This window comes from Streptomyces sp. NBC_01214, from assembly GCF_026340975.1.
GTDB lineage: Bacteria > Actinomycetota > Actinomycetes > Streptomycetales > Streptomycetaceae > Streptomyces.
Genome location: NZ_JAPEOS010000001.1, coordinates 5,147,197 through 5,163,866 on the forward strand (window position 1 = coordinate 5,147,197; position 16,670 = coordinate 5,163,866).

Genomic DNA, 16,670 nt, shown 5'->3' on the forward strand with positions numbered 1-16,670 from the left:
CGGGCCGTAAGCGTTCGTCCCGACGGACGCGGGTGAGGTGATCACGTCGTGGCCGGTCGCGGCTTCGGCATTCCCAGCTCGCGCAGCCAGGCGTAGTAGAGGGTGCCGCCGGAGCTCACGCCGCGCGCGTTCCTGCGCAGTTCGGCGTCGTACTCCAGCGCGTCGCCGATTGTGATGTCCACCAGGCCGCCACCCTGGGCCACGATGATCCGGGTAGCGCGCGACGGGCCCGTCCACCTCCCGCAGACGCCCACCGCTCCGCGCCGACGATCTCCTTCAGCCGATCGAAGCCGGCTGGGTAGCGGCATTCCTCAACGGCGGTGCGCATGTGGCAGCTGTTGAGATCCGTCTGCCAGGGCAGCGGCAGCCGCAGGACGTCGGCGGCGGCCAGTATCAGCAAGTCGGCCTGGATACTGGTGCTGCGGGCGGAGGCCGCGGTGTTCACCCAGGACTCTGCCTCCCGACGCCACCGCCGTGGACAGGTGGAGGCCGGGGAGGCCTCCCACCTCTCCTGCCAGCTGTCGCCGGGAAACCCCGAAAGCCAGGTCAAAAGCGCACGGGCACCCCCAACAACCCACCGGCCGTGCCTGCCCTGAATGACAACGCCCACCCACCGACATCCGCCCGCCACCGGCCCCGGCTGCGAAGCCGCTCCACGATCCGGACGTACAGCGACCGCAACCGCCTCTGCCGTGCCGGCCCGGCGGCGTTGCGGGCGGGGGTGGCATACGAGCAGAAGCTGGACGGTCACCGGGCGCTCCAGTTCACCCCGCGTCCGGGGCGGGCGGCACGGTGGTGGTGCAGATCCGCCGGGGGGCGCTGGTGCAGGACCGGTGGCCGGACCTGGTGGCGGCTGCTGAGGCGCAGTTGCCGTACGGCTTGGCCCTGCATGGCGAGCTGGTCGTCGGGGACACCGAAGCGGAGCGCACCGTGGCCCGGTCCGCGTCCGTAGCCGAGTTCGTCGAGCCGCTCCCCCTGCTCGTCGCCCAGAGACGCCAGAGCGGGAGGCCACCGGCAGGCCCCGCTCACCTGCAGAACGGCGAGCGGGAGCGGGCAGCCTGTGCAGGCACGGACTGCCCTCTCCCGGTGGCCCTTTCAGCGCAGTCCGCCATAGGCGGCCATGATGATCTCCATGCCGCGGCTGTCCTCCTGCCGCTCCGGGTCGATCATCTGGTTCATGACATACGCAACCGTCACGCGTGAGTCGGGATCGCTCACGACAAGCGAGCCGCCCCAGCCGCCCCAGCCGAAACTGTTGCCGAACTTACCGAAGCCCACGGTCCAAGACATCGGCGTCCGCAGGACGCGGTCGTCGCCGCGGAACACCTCCTGCCACGCGGGCTCACAACCCCGCGGGGAGAGCAGTCGAAGACCGCCGACCGACCCCTGGTTCGCAAGTACCGACTGCGCGAGGGCGACAGACCGAGCGTTGCCGAAGCCATTCACCGCAGGGATCTGCGCGCGACGCCAGGCCACGGAGTTGACGTCCCTGACCCGGATTGCGGCACCGGTGTACTTGCGGCGTGCGCCGCCAGGTCCGGACGGTGCGCTGGAGGCGTACTCCTCGGTCAGAGACGGCGGAGGGATGAGCGGTGCGAGGCGGTGGTCATGCTCCGCGGAGAGCCCGATGTGGAAGTCCGCGCCCAGCGGCTTGGCCACCTCGTCGGCGAAGAACTCGCCGAGACCGCGGCCCGTGATGCGGCGGACGATCTCACCGACAAGGAACCCGAACGTGAGCGCGTGATAGCCGGCGGCCGTCCCGGGTTCCCATTCGGGAGTCTGCGCGGCCAGCCCTGCTGCCACCCTCTCCCAATCGTAGAGCTCCTCGACCGTCGTCAGCCCGGACAGGTCCGGCAGTCCCGCGGTGTGCGACAGAGCGTGCCGTACCAGCACCCTCTCCTTGCCGGACACGGCGAACTCGGGCCAATAGGCGGCGACCGGCGCGGACAGATCGAGCTGGCCTCGATCCGCCAGTATCAGCGCACACAGGGCGACCATGTTCTTGGTCGTCGAGTTCACGCCGGTGAGGGTGTCGCGTTCCCAGCTGACGGAACGGTCCGCGTCGGCGTACCCACCCCAGATGTCGACCACCGGCTCGCCCTCAACGTAGACAGCCACCGAGGCACCCACATCGTCCTTGCCGAGCAAAGCTGCAAGCGCCTCACGGACTGCGTCGAACCGCGGTTCGCACACTCCCTCAATATCAGTCATGGGTGTGAGCCTCAGGTAACGCCAGGGCTTCCTGCCCAACAATTCCCGCGCTGGTTTTGTCGGGCCGGGGCGCGATCACATCTCCTCAACTCCATCACGCCGCGCGGTCGACGGCTCCCGCTTCAACCCCGCAGGCCGCGCGCGGGGAGCGACTCCGGCTTAGGCTCGGATGCAGGCCGCCCCGGCTCCTGTGGCTGTTGGCACGACAGGCGTTCCTACAGCGGGGGCACAAGGAAGAAGGACCGATACACGTGCTGGAGCGGCTGAACCAGGCGCTGGACCACCTGGAGGCCTGCCTCGACCGGGAGGTCGACATGGCCGAGGTGGCCCGCATTGCCGCGGTGTCGGAGTACCACTTCCGGCGGCTGTTCTCCGCGCTCGCCGGGATGCCGCTCCCGCTCTACGTGCGGCGCCGTCGGATGACGCTCGCCGGGGCCGACGTGCTGGCCGGCGAACTGACGCTGCTCGATGTCGCGGTGCGGTACGGGTACGGCTCGGGCGAGGCTTTCGCCCGAGCGTTCCGGTCGGTGCACGGCATCGGGCCGGGCGAGGCTCGACGCACGGGCGCGATGCTCACCGCGCAGCCGCGCATGTCCTTCCGTGTCGTCGTCGAAGGGGGTACGAGCATGCGGTACCGGATCGTGGAGAAGGAGTCGTTTCGGGTCGTCGGCCGGAAGGCCCGGGTGGCGCTCGTCCACGAGGGGGTCAACGCGGCTGCCGCGGCGCACCTGGCGAGCCTGGACGAGGAGGCGATCGCACTGATGAAGGAGCTGGTTCACCGAGAGCCGGAGGGGGTCCTGTCGGCGTGGGTGCACCTGACCGACAGCCGGGAGGAGGGCGCCGAGGTGGACTACTGGATCGGTGTGGTGACCGGCCCCGAGGCAGCCGCCGAGGGGCTCGACGCCCTCGACGTGCCGGCCGGGACCTGGGCGGTCTTCGACAACCACGGGCCCTACCCCAGCGCACTCCAGGAGCTGTGGCGAGATGTGTTCACACAGTGGTTCCCCTCAAACCCCTACGCGAGCCGGCCAGGTCCGGAGCTCCTGCGGACGCAGCCGGTAGGGATCGGCGAGGAGACCGACTCCCAGTTGTGGATCCCGGTCGAGCGGGGCAGCCGCGAGAGTTCCGGGGCGTGAACACTGCTACCCGAGCGGTCGGTTCCGGAAGTCCTTCGGGGTTGATGCACGGGCCCGGGCGGTGCGTGTCGCATCGTGGGACGTCCAAGCGATGTGGTGACGGCTGTCACGCCGTCTGCGGAAGGGGGCCCTGGGAGACCCGGGTTGTTCTGGGCCCAGTTGGTCCACCTGATCACCAGCGGAGCCAGCGGGATGGGCCTGGCCACCGCGCGTCTACTCCTGGAAGCCGGCGCCGATATTGTCATCACCGGCCGCGACGCTGCCCGCCTCAACCGCGCGGCCGAACAACTGGACAAGGTGTCCGACCGGGGTGCCCGGCTGTTCACGGTCCGGGCCAACTCCGCTAGGCCGTTTCCTTCAGATCATCGGATCGTTGGTTGATGCGTGTCGTTGACTGACGCCCAGTGGGCACGGATCGAACCGCTGTTGCCGGACCGGACACCTCGGCGGGGTGGGCGGTGGCGTGATCACCGGCAGGTGATCGACGCGATCGCGTTCAAGTACCGCACAGGCACGCCGTGGATGGACCTGCCGGAGCACTTCGGGTCGTGGAAGGGTACCCACAACCGGCTGCGGAAATGCGCCGCCGACGGCACCTGGGAGAAGGCCTTTACCGCCCTGCTCGCCCAGGCCGACGCCGAAGGCGACCTGGAGTGGGTCGTCGCGGTCGACTCCACGATCGTCCGGGCTCACCAGCACGCCGCCGGGGCCCGTCAAAAGGGACTCCGGCCAGCGAGCCCGCCGACCATGCCCTCGGACGCTCGCGTGGCGGACTGACCACGAAGATCCACCTCGCCGCCGACGGCCGCTGCCGCCCCCTCGCATTCGTCCTCACCCCGGGCCAGGCAGGCGACGCACCCGCGTTCACCCAGGTCATGGGCCGATTACGAGTGCCCCGAACGACCGGACGGCCCAGAACGACACCGGACGCAGTCCTGGCCGACAAGGCCTACTCGTCCCGGGCGATCCGGCGCTACCTGCGGCGGCGCGGGATCCGGACGGTGATCCCACAGCCGGCCGACCAGGCCGCCAACCGCAAGCGTCTCGGCCGGCTCGGCGGCCGCACGCCGGCCTTCGACCGCGAGGCCTACAAGCAGCGGAACACGGTCGAGCGATGCATCAACAGACTCAAGCAATGGCGCGGTCTGGCCACTCGCTACGACAAGACCGCCACCATCTACCTTGCCGGACTCCACCTCGCCGCGATCTTCATCTGGTCGGCGAGGTGATCCGAAGGAAACTGCCTAGTACTGCAACGGTGTTTGCTGTGATGGTTTGTTGGCTTCTGGTGGTGTGTGGCCGCGTCGTTTGTAGTGGCTGACGCGGGCTTGGTGTTGTCGTCGGCGGCGCCAGTAGGACCAGTGCATGACGTGCTGGACGGTTGCTGGTCGGCGGTGGGTGAGGCGGGTGATCAGGCGTCGGAGTTCGGGGAGGGTGAGGGGTATGAGCTGGGAGGATCCGTTTCTGCTTTCCCCGTGTCGGCCTCGCGGGCCTTCAGGACGGTGAGGCAGGCGTGGGCGGCCATGGCGAGGGTGATGTGGCGGTGCCAGCCGGGGTAGCGGCGGACTTGGTAGTCGTCCAGGCCGCATTCCTGCTTGGCGGTCTGGAAGCATTCCTCGACCGCCCACCGGCTGCCCGCGACGTGGATGAGTTCGTCGAGGGTGGTCTCGGCCGGGCAGTAGGCGATGTAGTAGGAGATCTGGTCCGGCCGGCCGACGCTTCGGCGGGCGATCACCCAGTGCCGGCGGTCCTCGCGGTGCCAGGGCCTCACCTCCACTCTCGCCCAGTCGTAGACCCGCAGGCCATGAGCGCCGTTCCCGCAGGAACGGCGCTTCCATTTCTGCCTCGCAAGGCCGTTGAACAGGTCGTGAACGGGGTGGTCCATCGCCCAGCGGGAGACCACGGTGTCGTGCCGGGTGGTGGCCATGACATGGAAGACATCCGCCCGCTCGAGCTCGGTCCGCCAGCCCTTGGAGAAGCCGTAGGCGGCGTCCGCGGTCACCCACCGGAACGGAATCTTCTCGGCGATCGCCCGGCGGACCATGGCCTTGGCGATGACCACTTTCGTCTCGAACGCGATGGTGTCCTCGATGCCGGCGGCCCGGCATCGTTCTCGGTCATCGGTCCATGACGTGGGCAGATACAGCCTGCGGTCGATCAATGTGCGGCCATGAGCACGGGCATAGGCGAGGAAGACACCGACCTGGCAGTTCTCGGTCCGGCCCGCCGTTCCCGAGTACTGGCGCTGGACCCCGGCCGAGCGGACGCCCTTCTTCAGGAACCCGGTGTCGTCCACGATCAGGACCGCCTCAGGGTCGCCGAGATGCTCGACCGCATAGCCGCGAACGTCGTCGAGTACCTCGTCCGCGTTCCAGTCGCACCGGTTCAACAGCCGGTGCATCCGGTCGGGAGCCGCGTGACCAGCCTCCTCGGCAAGCGTCCAACCGTTCTTGCGCTCCAGCGGAGCTATCAGCCCCCGCATATAGGCAAGAGCCGACTCCCGCGGCTCCGACCTGGCAAACCGATGCACGAAACGCTCATGCAACTCGACCAGACCCGCCGCCCACGACCCGACATCGCCACGATCTCCACCCATAACCAGGCCAACGAGCAACCTGGCCACCAGTCACGGCAAGCACCGTTGCAGTACTAGGGCCAGGTCGGCCCAGCCGCGGGAGACGATGACGCGGCGGCCCTGGGTGCGGGCGGCCTCGACGGTGATCCGGGCGATGTCGGTGGCCGTGTTCATGGGCATGCTGCCGAAGCCGACGTACACCGGCGGTGTGCCGGTGTCCAGGAACGCTTCCAGGTCGTTCGGCAGGGGCCGTTCGTCGGGCAGGATCCACGCGTCGGTCTGCAGGAGGTCGAGGTTCGTGAGCTTCTCCCACGGCCCGAGGACCGGGTCTGCGGCCAGCCACGGCCGGTCGCCGAAGACGTGGTCGCGGACGTTGTCCACCGGTGGCAGGCCGATCGCCGCCCGGTGTGCGTTGAGGGGCTGGAGGTAGAGCGCGTTGACCTTTTGGGCGTCCAGGTCCCACAGGGCCTGGTTGTCGGTCATGCCGGGCGGGGGCGGCGGGCCGGGCCGCCCGGACGGCAGGTAGTGCGCGGAGGGCATCTCGAACAAGTGGAATCCGGCGTACATGTAGCGGATGCCCAGCTGCTCGGCCACCGAGCGGGCACCGTCCGGCATCAGGCCGCTCGCGACCAGCACGTCGCAGTCCTCGGCCGCCTTGCCGACCGTATCGAAGTGCGCGGCGACCAGCCGGCCGCGAACGCGGCCGCGTCCGACGACGGCGCTCCTGTCCGCAGCACTCGCACGTCCCGCCCGAACGGCACATGCTCCGCGCCGACTCCGGCCAGCAGTTCCGCGAACTCTTCGTCCGGCGGTGCGCACACCCGGACCTCCGCGCCGACTGCTCGCAACGTTGCCGCCAGTTCCGCCAGCGGCGCGATGTCGCCGCGCGATCCGTACGCCATCAACAGCACACGCATGTCGAGTCTCTCATTCCTTGTGGATGCCGGCCTCGGCCGGCGAATGCGCGGGAGGGATCCGGTCGTTGCCGAAACCTCCCAGGGAGCAGGGGGCAGGTTCGTTCGCGGCAGTCGCGGTCATCGTGCCCATGGCACTTCGCGGGTGCCCTCGGTGCCGGGAACGGAAGCGACCCCGTCGGAGCGCATCGCGACGTGGGCCTCGGCCCGTTCCGGGGCGTGGATGCGACGGACGAGGCCGGGCGGGAGGATCAGGCTCTGGCCGGCCAGGACCTTGTGGGTGTGGCCGTCGCAGGTCACTTCCAGGGCGCCCTCGGTGACCGTCCAGACCTGCTCACGCGTGATGGAGTGCTCGGGACCCGTCGCCCCGGCCTCCATCGCGACCGTCCAGGTGCTGAGTTCGGCGCTGCCGCGGCTGGGAGCCGCCAGGCCGGTCATGGTGGCGTTCGGCGAGACGGTGACGCTCTCCGCCGTGGGGGTGATCACGTGTGGGGCGGTGTCCTCGTCAGGATCGGCGGGGCGGTCGGGGACCGCCCACTCGACGAGCTGGACGACGACCCCGTTGGGGTCGGTCATCTGGAACAGACGCTCGCCCCACGGCTCTTCGCGCAGCGGCATGGTGATGGGGGCGCCGGCCGCCCGCAGCCGGGCCTCCTCGGCGTCGAGGTTGGCGACCGTGAGCGCGAGGATCAGGCCGCCCGCCTCCCGGTTCCGTTGCTCGGCGGGCAGGACCTCGGTGCCCTTGCGGAGCAGGACGATGTCGACGGCCGCGTCCTCGCGGGTCAGGGTGGCGAAGCCGTCGTCGGCCATGGCCACCTCGTAGCCGAGGTGGGTGCAGAGGAATTCACGGGAGGCGTCGACGTCGGCGACGGTCAGGGACAGGGTGGAGTTGGAAACGTTCACGGCAGCTCCTTGGCTGGTGTGCGTTGAGCGGACGAGCTGGAGGTTTCAGCCGCTCTCAGGTCGAGGGTGTCGCTCATCGGGCCGGACGAATGCTGCGTTCTTCACGGTTCTTCATACGTGCATGCATGCCTTAAACGATCTTGCGATCCGCGCATATGATCAAGTCGTACTTCAACGCGGTTCGATAACCGCCGGGTTATCGACGCAGGGGGGCGGGGGCCGGTGGAGCTGCGGGACATCGAGATCTTCCTCGTACTGGCGGAGGAGCTGCATTTCGGCCGGGCCGCACAGCGGCTGCACGTCTCCCAGGCACGCGTCAGCCAGGCCATCAAGAAGCAGGAGCGGCGCATCGGGGCCGAGCTGTTCGCCCGCACCAGCCGCACGGTTCGCCTGACGGAGGTCGGCCGACAGCTCCGCGACGACCTGCAACCGGTCTACGCGGGCCTGCATGAATCCCTGGAGCGAGCCCAGCTGGCGGCTCGCGGCATCACCGCACAGCTCCGTGTCAGCCTCATGCCCTTCAACGTCGCCGATCTGCACCCCTACTGGAAGGCGTTCCGCGCGCGCCACCCGCAATGGGGCCTCCAGATCCGCCAGGCAACCTTCACCGACCTGTTTGGCCGGCTCCGCAGTGGTGCCATGGATGTCGCTGTCCTCTGGCTGCCTGTGGAAGAGCCGGACCTCACCGTCGGACCGATCCTGTGCACCGACTCCCGGATCCTCGCCGTTGCCGCCGACCATCGGTTTGCGGAACGGGACTCCGTCACACTGGAGCTGCTCGCCGAATTCCCGCACAGCACCGCCCTCGACCTGCCGGACTACTGGGAGGACGGCTACCTGCCTTTCTACACCCCACGGGGCCGGCAGATTGAGCGCACCGTGCTCGCGGATAACTCTGATGAGCTGATCAGCCTGGTCGGCATGGGCGACATCATCAATACCTTTCCCGGTCATGTCACCAGGTACTGGGGCATGTCGAACATCCGATTTCTTCCCGTCCCGGACATCGCCACCTTGAACTTCGCCCTGGTCTGGCGGACCGAAGCCGAGAACGATCTCATCCGCGCCCTGGCCGACATAGTGCGCGACCTGGGGGTATTCCGCTTCTGACGCAGCTTGCCGACCTCGCCACGTCGTCCGCGCTGCAGGCTGGGCGCATCGTTCACCAGGCCCGCGATCTCTTTACGGAGGGCGAGCCGGACTGCGGCGTCCGTGGCAGGATCGGGCCGTACATCGCGCGCGATGGCGGTGGACGGCGTGGCCGTGTTCTGCCGTCACTGACGGGGCGATCCGGGCGTGATCACTGGTCTGTTTGGAGAGGTTCCGGCTGGTTGCTGCAGGTCAGGCGGAGGTGGCGGTGCTGGTTGTCGACTCGGATGCTCTGCTGGTGGAACGGCAACTGAGGGTAGGTCGGCTTACATGTCCGTCGTGCGGGGCCGTGCTCGCGCCGTGGGGCCACGGTCGGCCACGGGAGATCCGTGGCGATTTCGGGTCTCGGCTGGTCGTTCTGACACGGCGAGCTCCGGGCGGAGCCGGGCTTTGGAGCGCAGGCGTCGTGGACGCGTGAATCGCCACACAGCCGTGAAACAGTCGAGTTCAGAGTGCAGCGAAAACTGCCGTGGTAAAGGCGGTTGGCGGCGAATAGCCGTGTGTCTCGACGTAGTGAGTGATCAGTTCAGGGGCGGCGTAGGCGACGCCACCACCCATCAGCCATATCTCTGCACTACCCTGCGGGTGGCTGGCGCGCCTGCCGAATACCCGCGAAGTGCAAAATGGACACGGGTGGAAGCCGCGAGTCTGCTGGGCTCGGTGCGTACGGCTCAGGCACTTCAGTGCCTCAGCCAGCCCTGGAGGAGCAGTGCCCTTCTCGTAAGGCTTGCCTCGGTCGAGCCAGCCCACGTTGGTCAAGGGGACGCCACGCCAGAGACCCGTCGCGTCTCGCGCCCAGTTGTCCTTGTCATACGTGTACGGCGTCAGATCGGCGTAGTACGTCATGGCCACTGTCTACCAGGCGTACCCGATGGTGCAGGAAGAGGGCAGGACCCGAACCCGACACCCTCGCTGACCCAACCCGTTCCCACCCAGCCACCAGCCGCTTCCTTTTGTCATGCATGGCTCAGGAACAGGCACTTACCTTGTGCTTTATGGTCTGATCCGGTCGCGTTCGATGATGCTCTCGGGGCGCCGGACGGTTTTTCCCACGTCGTAGCGGGTGGCGGGCCTCTGGTTCTTCGAGCCGAGTGGGCGGCCGGGACCGGGCCGGGTGGGTTTGGGCGCACGGGCCGGGCAGGGCAGGTGCGGGCGGAGGTTCCTGAACCCGCGGCGGACCCGGGCCGGGGTCAGCCTGTTCGGTTCTGCCGGCCGTTCCCAAGGCCGGCGGACGTCCTCGGCGAGCGGCCGGGCGAGACGGAGCTGGGTGTGCGCGACGATGATCAGCCACGTCCACCGGTCCGCAGCTTCCGGTGTGCGGAGCTTCGGCCGGGTCCAGCCGAGGGTCTGCTTGATCATCCGGAACGTGTGCTCCAGGTCGAAGCGCCGGAGGAACGCCTGCCAGCGCAGATCGACATCGGGGCCGGCCATGCCGGTGGCGGAGGACCACAGCCACAGCGGCAGCGGTTCTCCGCCGCCGGGCAGGTGGTCGACTTCCAGACGGATCAGCGTCCCCTCGATGATGGGGAGTTCACTGTCGTGGTCGATCCACGCGGAGCGGGTGGTGAGGCGGGGGTGGATGCGGTCCCAAGCCATCGCCCGGGCGGTGCCGTAGCGGTCGGTGACCTGAATGGTCGCCGCGTCGGGGTCGCCCCAGGTGGCAGGCTTGGCGAAACGGAATTCCTTGCCGTGCTTCGGTGGCCGGCCGCCCTGGGGATAGGCCAAGGCGTACTCCAGTTGGGTGGGTGTCGGCCGTCGCATGACACGGTCCGATCGCACGCGCCCCAGGACCTCGACGGGCAGTCCGTTGAGAAGGTAGGCCATGCGCGGGGCGTCGTAGCCGGCGTCGAAGACGATGAGGATGTCGGGATCGCCCTCGCGCCAGCGTCCGCCGGTGATCAGGTCCTCGACTACCCGGCGGACCTGGCGGGCGGTGACCTCGGCGACATCGTCCTCGGGACCGAGCCGCACGGCGTCCAACAGCTGGCACCAGGAGGTGCGGCCCGATTCGAGAGCGGCAACGAACGAGTACGGCCAGCCCGGGATCATCAGATGCTGGTCCCGGCCACGGCCGAAGGTATGGCAGAACAGCCTGTCCGCGCTGCACTCGGCATCCGGCCGCAGCCAGTTGGTCACGTCCACGGCCAGGACGAGACGGTCATCGGCCGCCCCCGGCTGGGGCAGCTCAGCCAGTGTCCGCCGCAGCCCGTCGATGTCGATGCGGCCATGGTTGAGAGCGTCATACAGCGCGCCGTGCCCACGGCGGTGCTCGGCCAGCAGCGTCAGGTCCACCGGCGCGGTCACCGGCCCTTCGGCGCAGAGCAGAGCGTCGGTCAGCTCGAACAGCTCGTCACGTCGGGAGGTCAGACACGCATAGAAATCGTCCCGGAAGTGTGACGACACAGCGAACGCATCCCGCTGGACATCGTGATGCAGCAAACTCATTCCCCCACGGCCTTCGTGCTGGCCAGGTGTCTCTTCGGTCGGAGCACAGGATCAAGCGAAGGCCGCGTTCACGTCCCAGGAACCCACGTACAGGGGATCACGTTCGGGGGCATCGTTCGAGGTCAGACACTATTGAACAAGTCCAGATTCAGGACCGTCTGCCCGCCGAGTGCTCGTTCCGCTGGTATTCCATGACTTCCTCTTGCCCGGGTACCGGGCTGCTGAGGGCGGTGGCCAGAGCCTGGGCTTGGTCCGGCGTGATACCGAGGGCGAGGGGTACCTGGCGAGGGCTGTACGGGGATGAGCACACGGCGATCGGGCTGTCGCCGGTCGGCGTCCACCAGGGTCCGTTCGCCGGGTCCTGTTCCCCCAGCAGGACCGCGGCCAAATCGCTAGCAGCTTCCGCGCAGATCCCACAGTGGGACAGTGCGCGTGCCACGGTGTCGCACGCCTCGCCGGGCATGTCGGCGTCGCCGAGCATGGGCAGCAGGAGTAGGAGGCGCTCGGATGGATTGGTCAAACCCTCGGTGCCTTCCTGTGTGCTCGTGGCGAGGGTGAGGAGCTCTGTCCAGGACAGGCCAGGGCCGGCCTCGTCGGCGCCGCACTGACCGAGAAAGCCGAGGCGCCCCCACTTGGGATGGCGGATGAAGTAGTCGACGTTGTTCTGGTCGTCCCAGTTGGCATAGACGGCGTAGACCGTATGGCCACCGTCGAAGCAGACCCGCAAGACCGGCCAGGGCTGCTCGGGGTCACCGAGGCGATCCACCATTTCCTCGTAGGCTGACGTGTCCACCCCGTATGGCTCGGCTGGTTCGCCGGGATCGCCCATCGTCAACAGGACATGAGCTAGCCAGAACGCGGGGTCTCGCGCGAGGTCCTCGCTCGCGACCAACTCGCAGTCCTGTACGTACTCCGGGATGTATACGCCGATGCTCATGGGAGGAGGCTAGGGAACACCGGAGGGCGACCGTGCGTCGGGGCTGGGTTTCCACACCGCTGGGCAGAGCAAGACATCCTCAAATCAGCGTACGAGGTTAAAATTCAAGCTTACGGATGGGACCTGGCCCGTACTGAGGCTGCCGACGCTTGTTACTGGCTCCCGCCGTCCGGGTCGCGCCCGCCGCGGCCCGGTTCCGCCTTCTTTGCTTGAGGCCTTTGAGGAGCAGAGAAGGCGCGTCACTCAGATGATTGGGGGCCGGCCCAGGCGGGTCATGCGCCATACGGTCCGCCACCGCATCGGTTGTCGTGGCGGGCAGGAGACTCGAACCCCTTCGAAGAACCCGGCCCACCATGATCTGAGGCCGGACAGGGGTGGCCGTTGCGTGATGGTGTAGGCGGCCCATGTGGCGAGGTAGATGGGTACCAGGATGGCGGGGAGGTGGCGTTTGGCCAGCCATACGCGGTTGCGGCCGGTGTTGCGGTAGTAGACCGCGTGCCGGGAGGCGGCGGTGCGCGGATGGCGGAGAAGGAGGTCCGCGCGGTAGTCGATGTCCCAGCCGGCGTCCAGGGCCCGCCAGGCGAAGTCGGTCTCCTCGTGGGCGTAGAAGAACGGTGCGGGAAAGTCGCCGACCTCGTCGATCACGGTCATGCGGATGGCGTGGGCGCCGCCGAGGAATGTCGTGACCGGCCCTGACACCGTGGGGTCGGAGCCGCCGAGGCGGGGGACGTGCCGGCGCTGGGTGAGTCCCTGCTCGTCGACGATCCGGAATGCCACGATCCCCAGGCTCGGGTTCTTGGTGAAGGCCCCGCAGACGAGTTGCAGGGTGTCGGTGCGGGGGAGGAGGCCGTCGTCGTCCAGGACCAGGACGATGTCCACGCCGCCGTGCTCGCGCAACCACTGCACGCCCGCGTTCCGGCCGCCAGGGATCCCCAGGTTCTCGGGCAGCTCGACGGCCGCCACCCAGGTGGGAAGGGCGGGCAGCTTAACGCCTTGCCCGAGCACCACCACCGTCGCGGGAGCGCCTTCCTGGGCGTTCACCGAGTCGAGGAGCGTACGGAGTTCGTCCTCACGGTCGCCCATGGTCAGCACGACGACTCCGACCGTGGGCCCGGACGTCTCGGAGGCCGTCATGCCTGCGCCCGCAGGAGCTCGGTGGCGCGCTGGTCCAGGTGCGCAGCCCCGGGCACCCCGCGTCTGCGGTAGCCGGCCGCCGTCCGGCGGATGGAGCGGATCTCCTGTCGGCTGCGGTCGGAGACCACGCCGTCCGTGAAGTCGAGCGCATGGTTCCACAAGCCGATGGCCTCCTCGTGCCGGCGCTGCGCGGCGACCGACTTTCCCAGGTTCATCATGGTCAGGGCGTGCCCGCGCTGATAAGTGCCCGGCGTGCGGGCCAGCATCGCCGTGCGGTAGTGCCGCTCGGCCGCGGAGTAGTCCTTCATCGCGGTCAGGGTCTTGCCCATGTGCGAGGCGACCGTCGCCGCGACGGGACCGGATGCGGCCGAGTACGACGGCACCGGATCCCTGGTGTCCGAGAGCGCGTTTTCGGCCGCCAGCAGTGCGGCTGCCGCCCTTCCGTTCTGTCCGTTGCTCCCGTAGGCCCGCGCGCAGGTCACCAGGAGCAGGGCCTCGGTCTGCCGGTCGACCTTCCCTGACGCCCGCCGCAGCGCCTCGTCCGCGAGCTCCGTGCACGAGTGCGGATGCCCGAGGTCGAGGGCCTGGTGCGTCATGGCCCGCATCAGCCACGCGCCGTGCCCGTCCGGGTCGCTCTCGCAGGCTAGTTGGTAGCCGAGCAGGTAGTACTGCTGAGCGGCGCCCTCGCGGCCGAGGTCGTGGTGTTTCCAGCCGACCAGGCAGGCCAGCTGGGCGGCGGCCCCGAAAGCATCCTCGCGCACGGCCGCGGAGGGGAAGCGGGCGGTGAGCATCGGGGCGACGGTGTCAGTCAGGTAGGCGGTGACCGTGGTCAGCCCGTGTCCGCCACCGAGCTTCTCGTCCGCGCTCCTGAACATCTCGGTGAGCTGACGGACAACCACGACTTCCTCCGCGCCGACGCTGCCGCCGCTCGCGGCCGCCTTGAACGTGGCGGCCACGGCCTCGTGGTCGTAGGCCAGGGGAAGGCCGACCGCCGCGGTGGCGAACGCTGCGTTGATGAATTCCCTGCGGCGGAGCATCACTGATCTCCCGAGGTCGGCGGCGGTGGCCAGGGGATCAGCGCCCATGGCCTTCCCGATGACTGCGGAGCCTAGACCGATCTCGGCCGTCGTGACGCGACGCTTCACCTTTCTGGTGAGAGCTTCGGCGATATACGCACCTGTTCGACCGCTTGGTGTTCCGCCGGCCACCCAGTAGGCGACGGCTGACGGAGCCGTGCTCAGCTTCTCGCCGGCCTCGGTCGCGACGGCGCGGATCTCGCGTGCGAGCGCGAAGTAGGTGACCCCGGCCTCGGCGATGACAGCCGCCAGATTCTCGTTCGGTGTCTGGCTCTCCGCCATCCTCGGCCCCCTGAAGCGATCTTGAACGGATTGAACGGGTTCCCGACGCCACCACCGTACTCACTTGCCGTAGCAGCCGGTTGACTGAGTATCACGCCGCCGGACACCGGCACCGGCCGTCCGGGCCTTCCGGCCATGGCGCCCGCACGACCCCACTGGTCCCCGCCCGCAGGCCGACCTCGCCCGTCACCGGAAGCCGAAGGAGAGCGCCATGGCCCGCCCGCCCGGCCCCCGCCGGACCGAACCCCGCACGCACCGCGCCCCGTACGCCGTCGGTGACCTGGTCACCGGCACCTCCTACGTCCATCCCGAGGACCGTGGCCGCGAACAGCCTGAGGAGTTCACCGGCCGCATCGTCCAGGTGGGCTCAGGATGGGACGGCGTCGACGCCGAGCAGGCCTACGTGTGGGTGCGGCTTGCCACCGGCCGGGAACGGCAGGCGCTGATAAGGGACATCCGCAAGGCGCCCACCTGATCCACCGCAGCAGCCCACCACCCGGCGCCGGGCCGCTGCCGACGGGCGGGCCGATGCCCCCGCCCCCTTCGGGAGCACCGGCCCGCCCCACCCGAGACTTCCGCTCCGCGACCTGGTCGCACCGGCGGGCTACAACGTCCGCCCCTTCCGGGCGGAACCGCGCAGGCCGGGCCGACTCCGAAGGTGCCTTCACCGACCTGTTTCGGCTGGTGAGGCACTGTTCTTGAGGGAGCGCCACCTATGTCTTCCGCTTCTTCCTCCGTACGCCGTATCGCCACCACGGTCCTGGCCGCCGGTGCGATCGTCTCCGCCGCCGCACTGCCGGCGGCCGCCCACGACGGTGACGGTGACGGCGATGGGGTGCCAGCCCTCCTCCCTGGTGGCTGTCCCGGCCCGTTCGGACCGCTCGAAGGCTGACCAGGCACCAGCTGGGCGGATGGGGACGTTCACGTGTACGCCGACGGAACGCACCCGGCGGGGTTCCTGGGTGACCGGCGTGACCGGGAGGACGCTGGTGGCGTGACCAGGAAGATCGTTCGGCGGTGCTCTCAGTGCGGCAGCACGCTCCCTCCGGAATCGAGGGGGTCGCGCCGGTACTGCACGGCGACCTGCCGCAGGAGGGCTTGGCAGCAGTGTCCGCCCATCGGGCCGCTTTTCTCGACGCCGGCGGTGAGGCGATGCGGGCCCTGCTCGCAGGTGATTACTACTCTTGGCCCCAGTTCAAGTGCGCCGAGTGCACCCCGGCCTGGTACTCCAGTGGTGTGCCATTCGGACTGCGGAAGCGGTCGGGCAGCCGGTACTGCTCGTCGAAGTGCAGGACGAGGGCATGGCGCCGCCGCCATTCCGGTTCAGGAGACGTCACAGCAAGCACCTCCCTGCTGTGTGCGTCCCCCTCGCGGCGGTCGGCCATCGGATGACGAAGGGGAATTCCGGTAGGGCCTTCTGAACCCGTGCACACCCACCGGCCAATGCCGCGCAGGCCGAAAGGACACGAATGGCATCAGCGTGGCACCGGGCCGACCCCATCCGCGGTAGCCCGCCACCGGCTAGGGGGGCGGGAACCTCGGACCGAGAGGCGTCGGCCACCTTCGGCTCGGGCAGACGCGAGCCATCAGGCGTCGGATGGGGTCGCTGCCGCCGGTCGCCGCGTCACCCGGACCGGGGGCTGACAGCTTGTGAGCACTACCTCCATCACACCCATCACCACGTGGGTGAGACCCAGGCGCTGCTGGCCTTCATGGCCTGACATCGAGCAGCGGACGCACGCTTTAGAACGGGCCCCGGCAGCCGGACGGTGGAGCCCGAAGACAGCCAGCAGGGCGCCAGTCAGTGGCAGAGCCACGACCACAGGAACCCGCGTACGAGTATCAATGTCAGTGGCTGTCTGTAGCATCCGTGGCAGGTTGGTGACCCGTCCGCCCGCAGTGGGGAAG

The 16,670-nt window shown here is 68.8% G+C and carries 18 protein-coding genes and 1 pseudogene; 6 read left to right on the forward strand and 13 right to left on the reverse strand.

Going from position 1 to position 16,670, the window contains the following annotated elements; genetic code table 11:
- Positions 1-41: 41 nt before the first annotated feature.
- The 3 genes from OG594_RS24195 to OG594_RS24205 all read right to left on the reverse strand — a co-directional run bounded on the left by OG594_RS24195 (position 42) and on the right by OG594_RS24205 (position 2,211).
- Entirely contained in the window at positions 42-182 is a 141-nt protein-coding gene (locus tag OG594_RS24195; RefSeq protein WP_266602315.1) for a hypothetical protein, read from the reverse strand.
- A gap of 565 nt (positions 183-747) precedes the next feature.
- The gene (locus OG594_RS24200; RefSeq protein WP_266602317.1) at positions 748-1,029 is read right to left on the reverse strand and encodes a hypothetical protein; all 282 of its coding nucleotides are present in this window, start codon (positions 1,027-1,029) and stop codon (positions 748-750) included.
- Positions 1,030-1,095: 66 nt separating this feature from the next.
- The gene (locus tag OG594_RS24205; protein ID WP_266602319.1) at positions 1,096-2,211 is read right to left on the reverse strand and encodes a serine hydrolase; all 1,116 of its coding nucleotides are present in this window, start codon (positions 2,209-2,211) and stop codon (positions 1,096-1,098) included.
- A gap of 251 nt (positions 2,212-2,462) precedes the next feature.
- Between OG594_RS24205 and OG594_RS24210 the strand changes: the two genes are divergently transcribed.
- From OG594_RS24210 to OG594_RS24220, 3 genes and pseudogenes are all read left to right on the forward strand, one after another.
- Positions 2,463-3,347, forward strand: coding sequence for an AraC family transcriptional regulator (locus OG594_RS24210; RefSeq protein WP_266602321.1), 885 nt, complete (start codon positions 2,463-2,465; stop codon positions 3,345-3,347).
- Between the two features lie 144 nt (positions 3,348-3,491).
- Entirely contained in the window at positions 3,492-3,728 is a 237-nt protein-coding gene (locus tag OG594_RS24215; protein WP_266602323.1) for an SDR family NAD(P)-dependent oxidoreductase, read from the forward strand.
- A 3-nt stretch (positions 3,729-3,731) separates the two neighbouring features.
- Positions 3,732-4,576: pseudogene (locus tag OG594_RS24220) on the forward strand (IS5 family transposase).
- Between the two features lie 182 nt (positions 4,577-4,758).
- Here the strand turns inward: OG594_RS24220 and OG594_RS24225 are convergent.
- From OG594_RS24225 to OG594_RS24240, 4 genes are all read right to left on the reverse strand, one after another.
- On the reverse strand, positions 4,759-5,943 hold the full coding sequence (locus tag OG594_RS24225; RefSeq protein WP_266602217.1) for an IS701 family transposase: 1,185 nt from the start codon (positions 5,941-5,943) through the stop codon (positions 4,759-4,761).
- A 30-nt stretch (positions 5,944-5,973) separates the two neighbouring features.
- Positions 5,974-6,558: a hypothetical protein gene (locus OG594_RS24230; RefSeq protein ID WP_266602325.1), complete on the reverse strand. Its 585-nt coding sequence runs from the start codon at positions 6,556-6,558 to the stop codon at positions 5,974-5,976.
- Positions 6,537-6,839 carry a hypothetical protein gene (locus OG594_RS24235; protein WP_266602327.1) on the reverse strand — a complete coding sequence of 101 codons (303 nt, stop codon included), beginning with the start codon at positions 6,837-6,839 and terminating at the stop codon, positions 6,537-6,539. Before OG594_RS24235 ends, OG594_RS24230 begins: the two co-directional genes overlap by 22 nt.
- Before the next feature lie 117 nt (positions 6,840-6,956).
- Positions 6,957-7,739, reverse strand: coding sequence for a VOC family protein (locus OG594_RS24240; RefSeq protein WP_266602329.1), 783 nt, complete (start codon positions 7,737-7,739; stop codon positions 6,957-6,959).
- Between the two features lie 222 nt (positions 7,740-7,961).
- Here OG594_RS24240 and OG594_RS24245 point away from each other — a divergent pair, with 222 nt between their 5' ends.
- Positions 7,962-8,849 (forward strand): LysR family transcriptional regulator, encoded by an 888-nt coding sequence (locus OG594_RS24245; RefSeq protein WP_266602331.1) that lies wholly within the window; start codon positions 7,962-7,964, stop codon positions 8,847-8,849.
- Positions 8,850-9,335: 486 nt separating this feature from the next.
- Here the strand turns inward: OG594_RS24245 and OG594_RS24250 are convergent, their stop codons facing one another.
- The 5 genes from OG594_RS24250 to OG594_RS24270 all read right to left on the reverse strand — a co-directional run bounded on the left by OG594_RS24250 (position 9,336) and on the right by OG594_RS24270 (position 14,762).
- Positions 9,336-9,734, reverse strand: coding sequence for a hypothetical protein (locus OG594_RS24250; RefSeq protein WP_266602338.1), 399 nt, complete (start codon positions 9,732-9,734; stop codon positions 9,336-9,338).
- A gap of 147 nt (positions 9,735-9,881) precedes the next feature.
- A complete protein-coding gene (locus OG594_RS24255) occupies positions 9,882-11,333 on the reverse strand; it encodes an NF041680 family putative transposase (RefSeq protein WP_266602340.1) in 1,452 nt (483 codons plus the stop codon).
- Positions 11,334-11,481: 148 nt separating this feature from the next.
- Positions 11,482-12,270, reverse strand: a complete 789-nt coding sequence (locus tag OG594_RS24260; RefSeq protein ID WP_266602342.1) for a hypothetical protein — start codon at positions 12,268-12,270, stop codon at positions 11,482-11,484.
- A gap of 243 nt (positions 12,271-12,513) precedes the next feature.
- Positions 12,514-13,404, reverse strand: coding sequence for a glycosyltransferase family 2 protein (locus OG594_RS24265; RefSeq protein WP_266602344.1), 891 nt, complete (start codon positions 13,402-13,404; stop codon positions 12,514-12,516).
- Positions 13,401-14,762, reverse strand: coding sequence for a tetratricopeptide repeat protein (locus OG594_RS24270; RefSeq protein ID WP_266602346.1), 1,362 nt, complete (start codon positions 14,760-14,762; stop codon positions 13,401-13,403). Before OG594_RS24270 ends, OG594_RS24265 begins: the two co-directional genes overlap by 4 nt.
- Before the next feature lie 211 nt (positions 14,763-14,973).
- On the opposite strand from OG594_RS24270, the gene OG594_RS24275 reads away from it, so the two are divergent.
- Together OG594_RS24275 and OG594_RS24280 are read left to right on the forward strand one after the other, a co-directional pair.
- Positions 14,974-15,237, forward strand: coding sequence for a hypothetical protein (locus OG594_RS24275; RefSeq protein WP_266602348.1), 264 nt, complete (start codon positions 14,974-14,976; stop codon positions 15,235-15,237).
- Positions 15,238-15,477: 240 nt separating this feature from the next.
- Positions 15,478-15,654, forward strand: coding sequence for a hypothetical protein (locus OG594_RS24280; RefSeq protein ID WP_266602350.1), 177 nt, complete (start codon positions 15,478-15,480; stop codon positions 15,652-15,654).
- 286 nt (positions 15,655-15,940) lie between these two features.
- On the opposite strand, the gene OG594_RS24285 is transcribed toward OG594_RS24280, so the two are convergent.
- Entirely contained in the window at positions 15,941-16,099 is a 159-nt protein-coding gene (locus OG594_RS24285; protein WP_266602352.1) for a hypothetical protein, read from the reverse strand.
- Between the last annotated feature and the right edge of the window lie 571 nt (positions 16,100-16,670).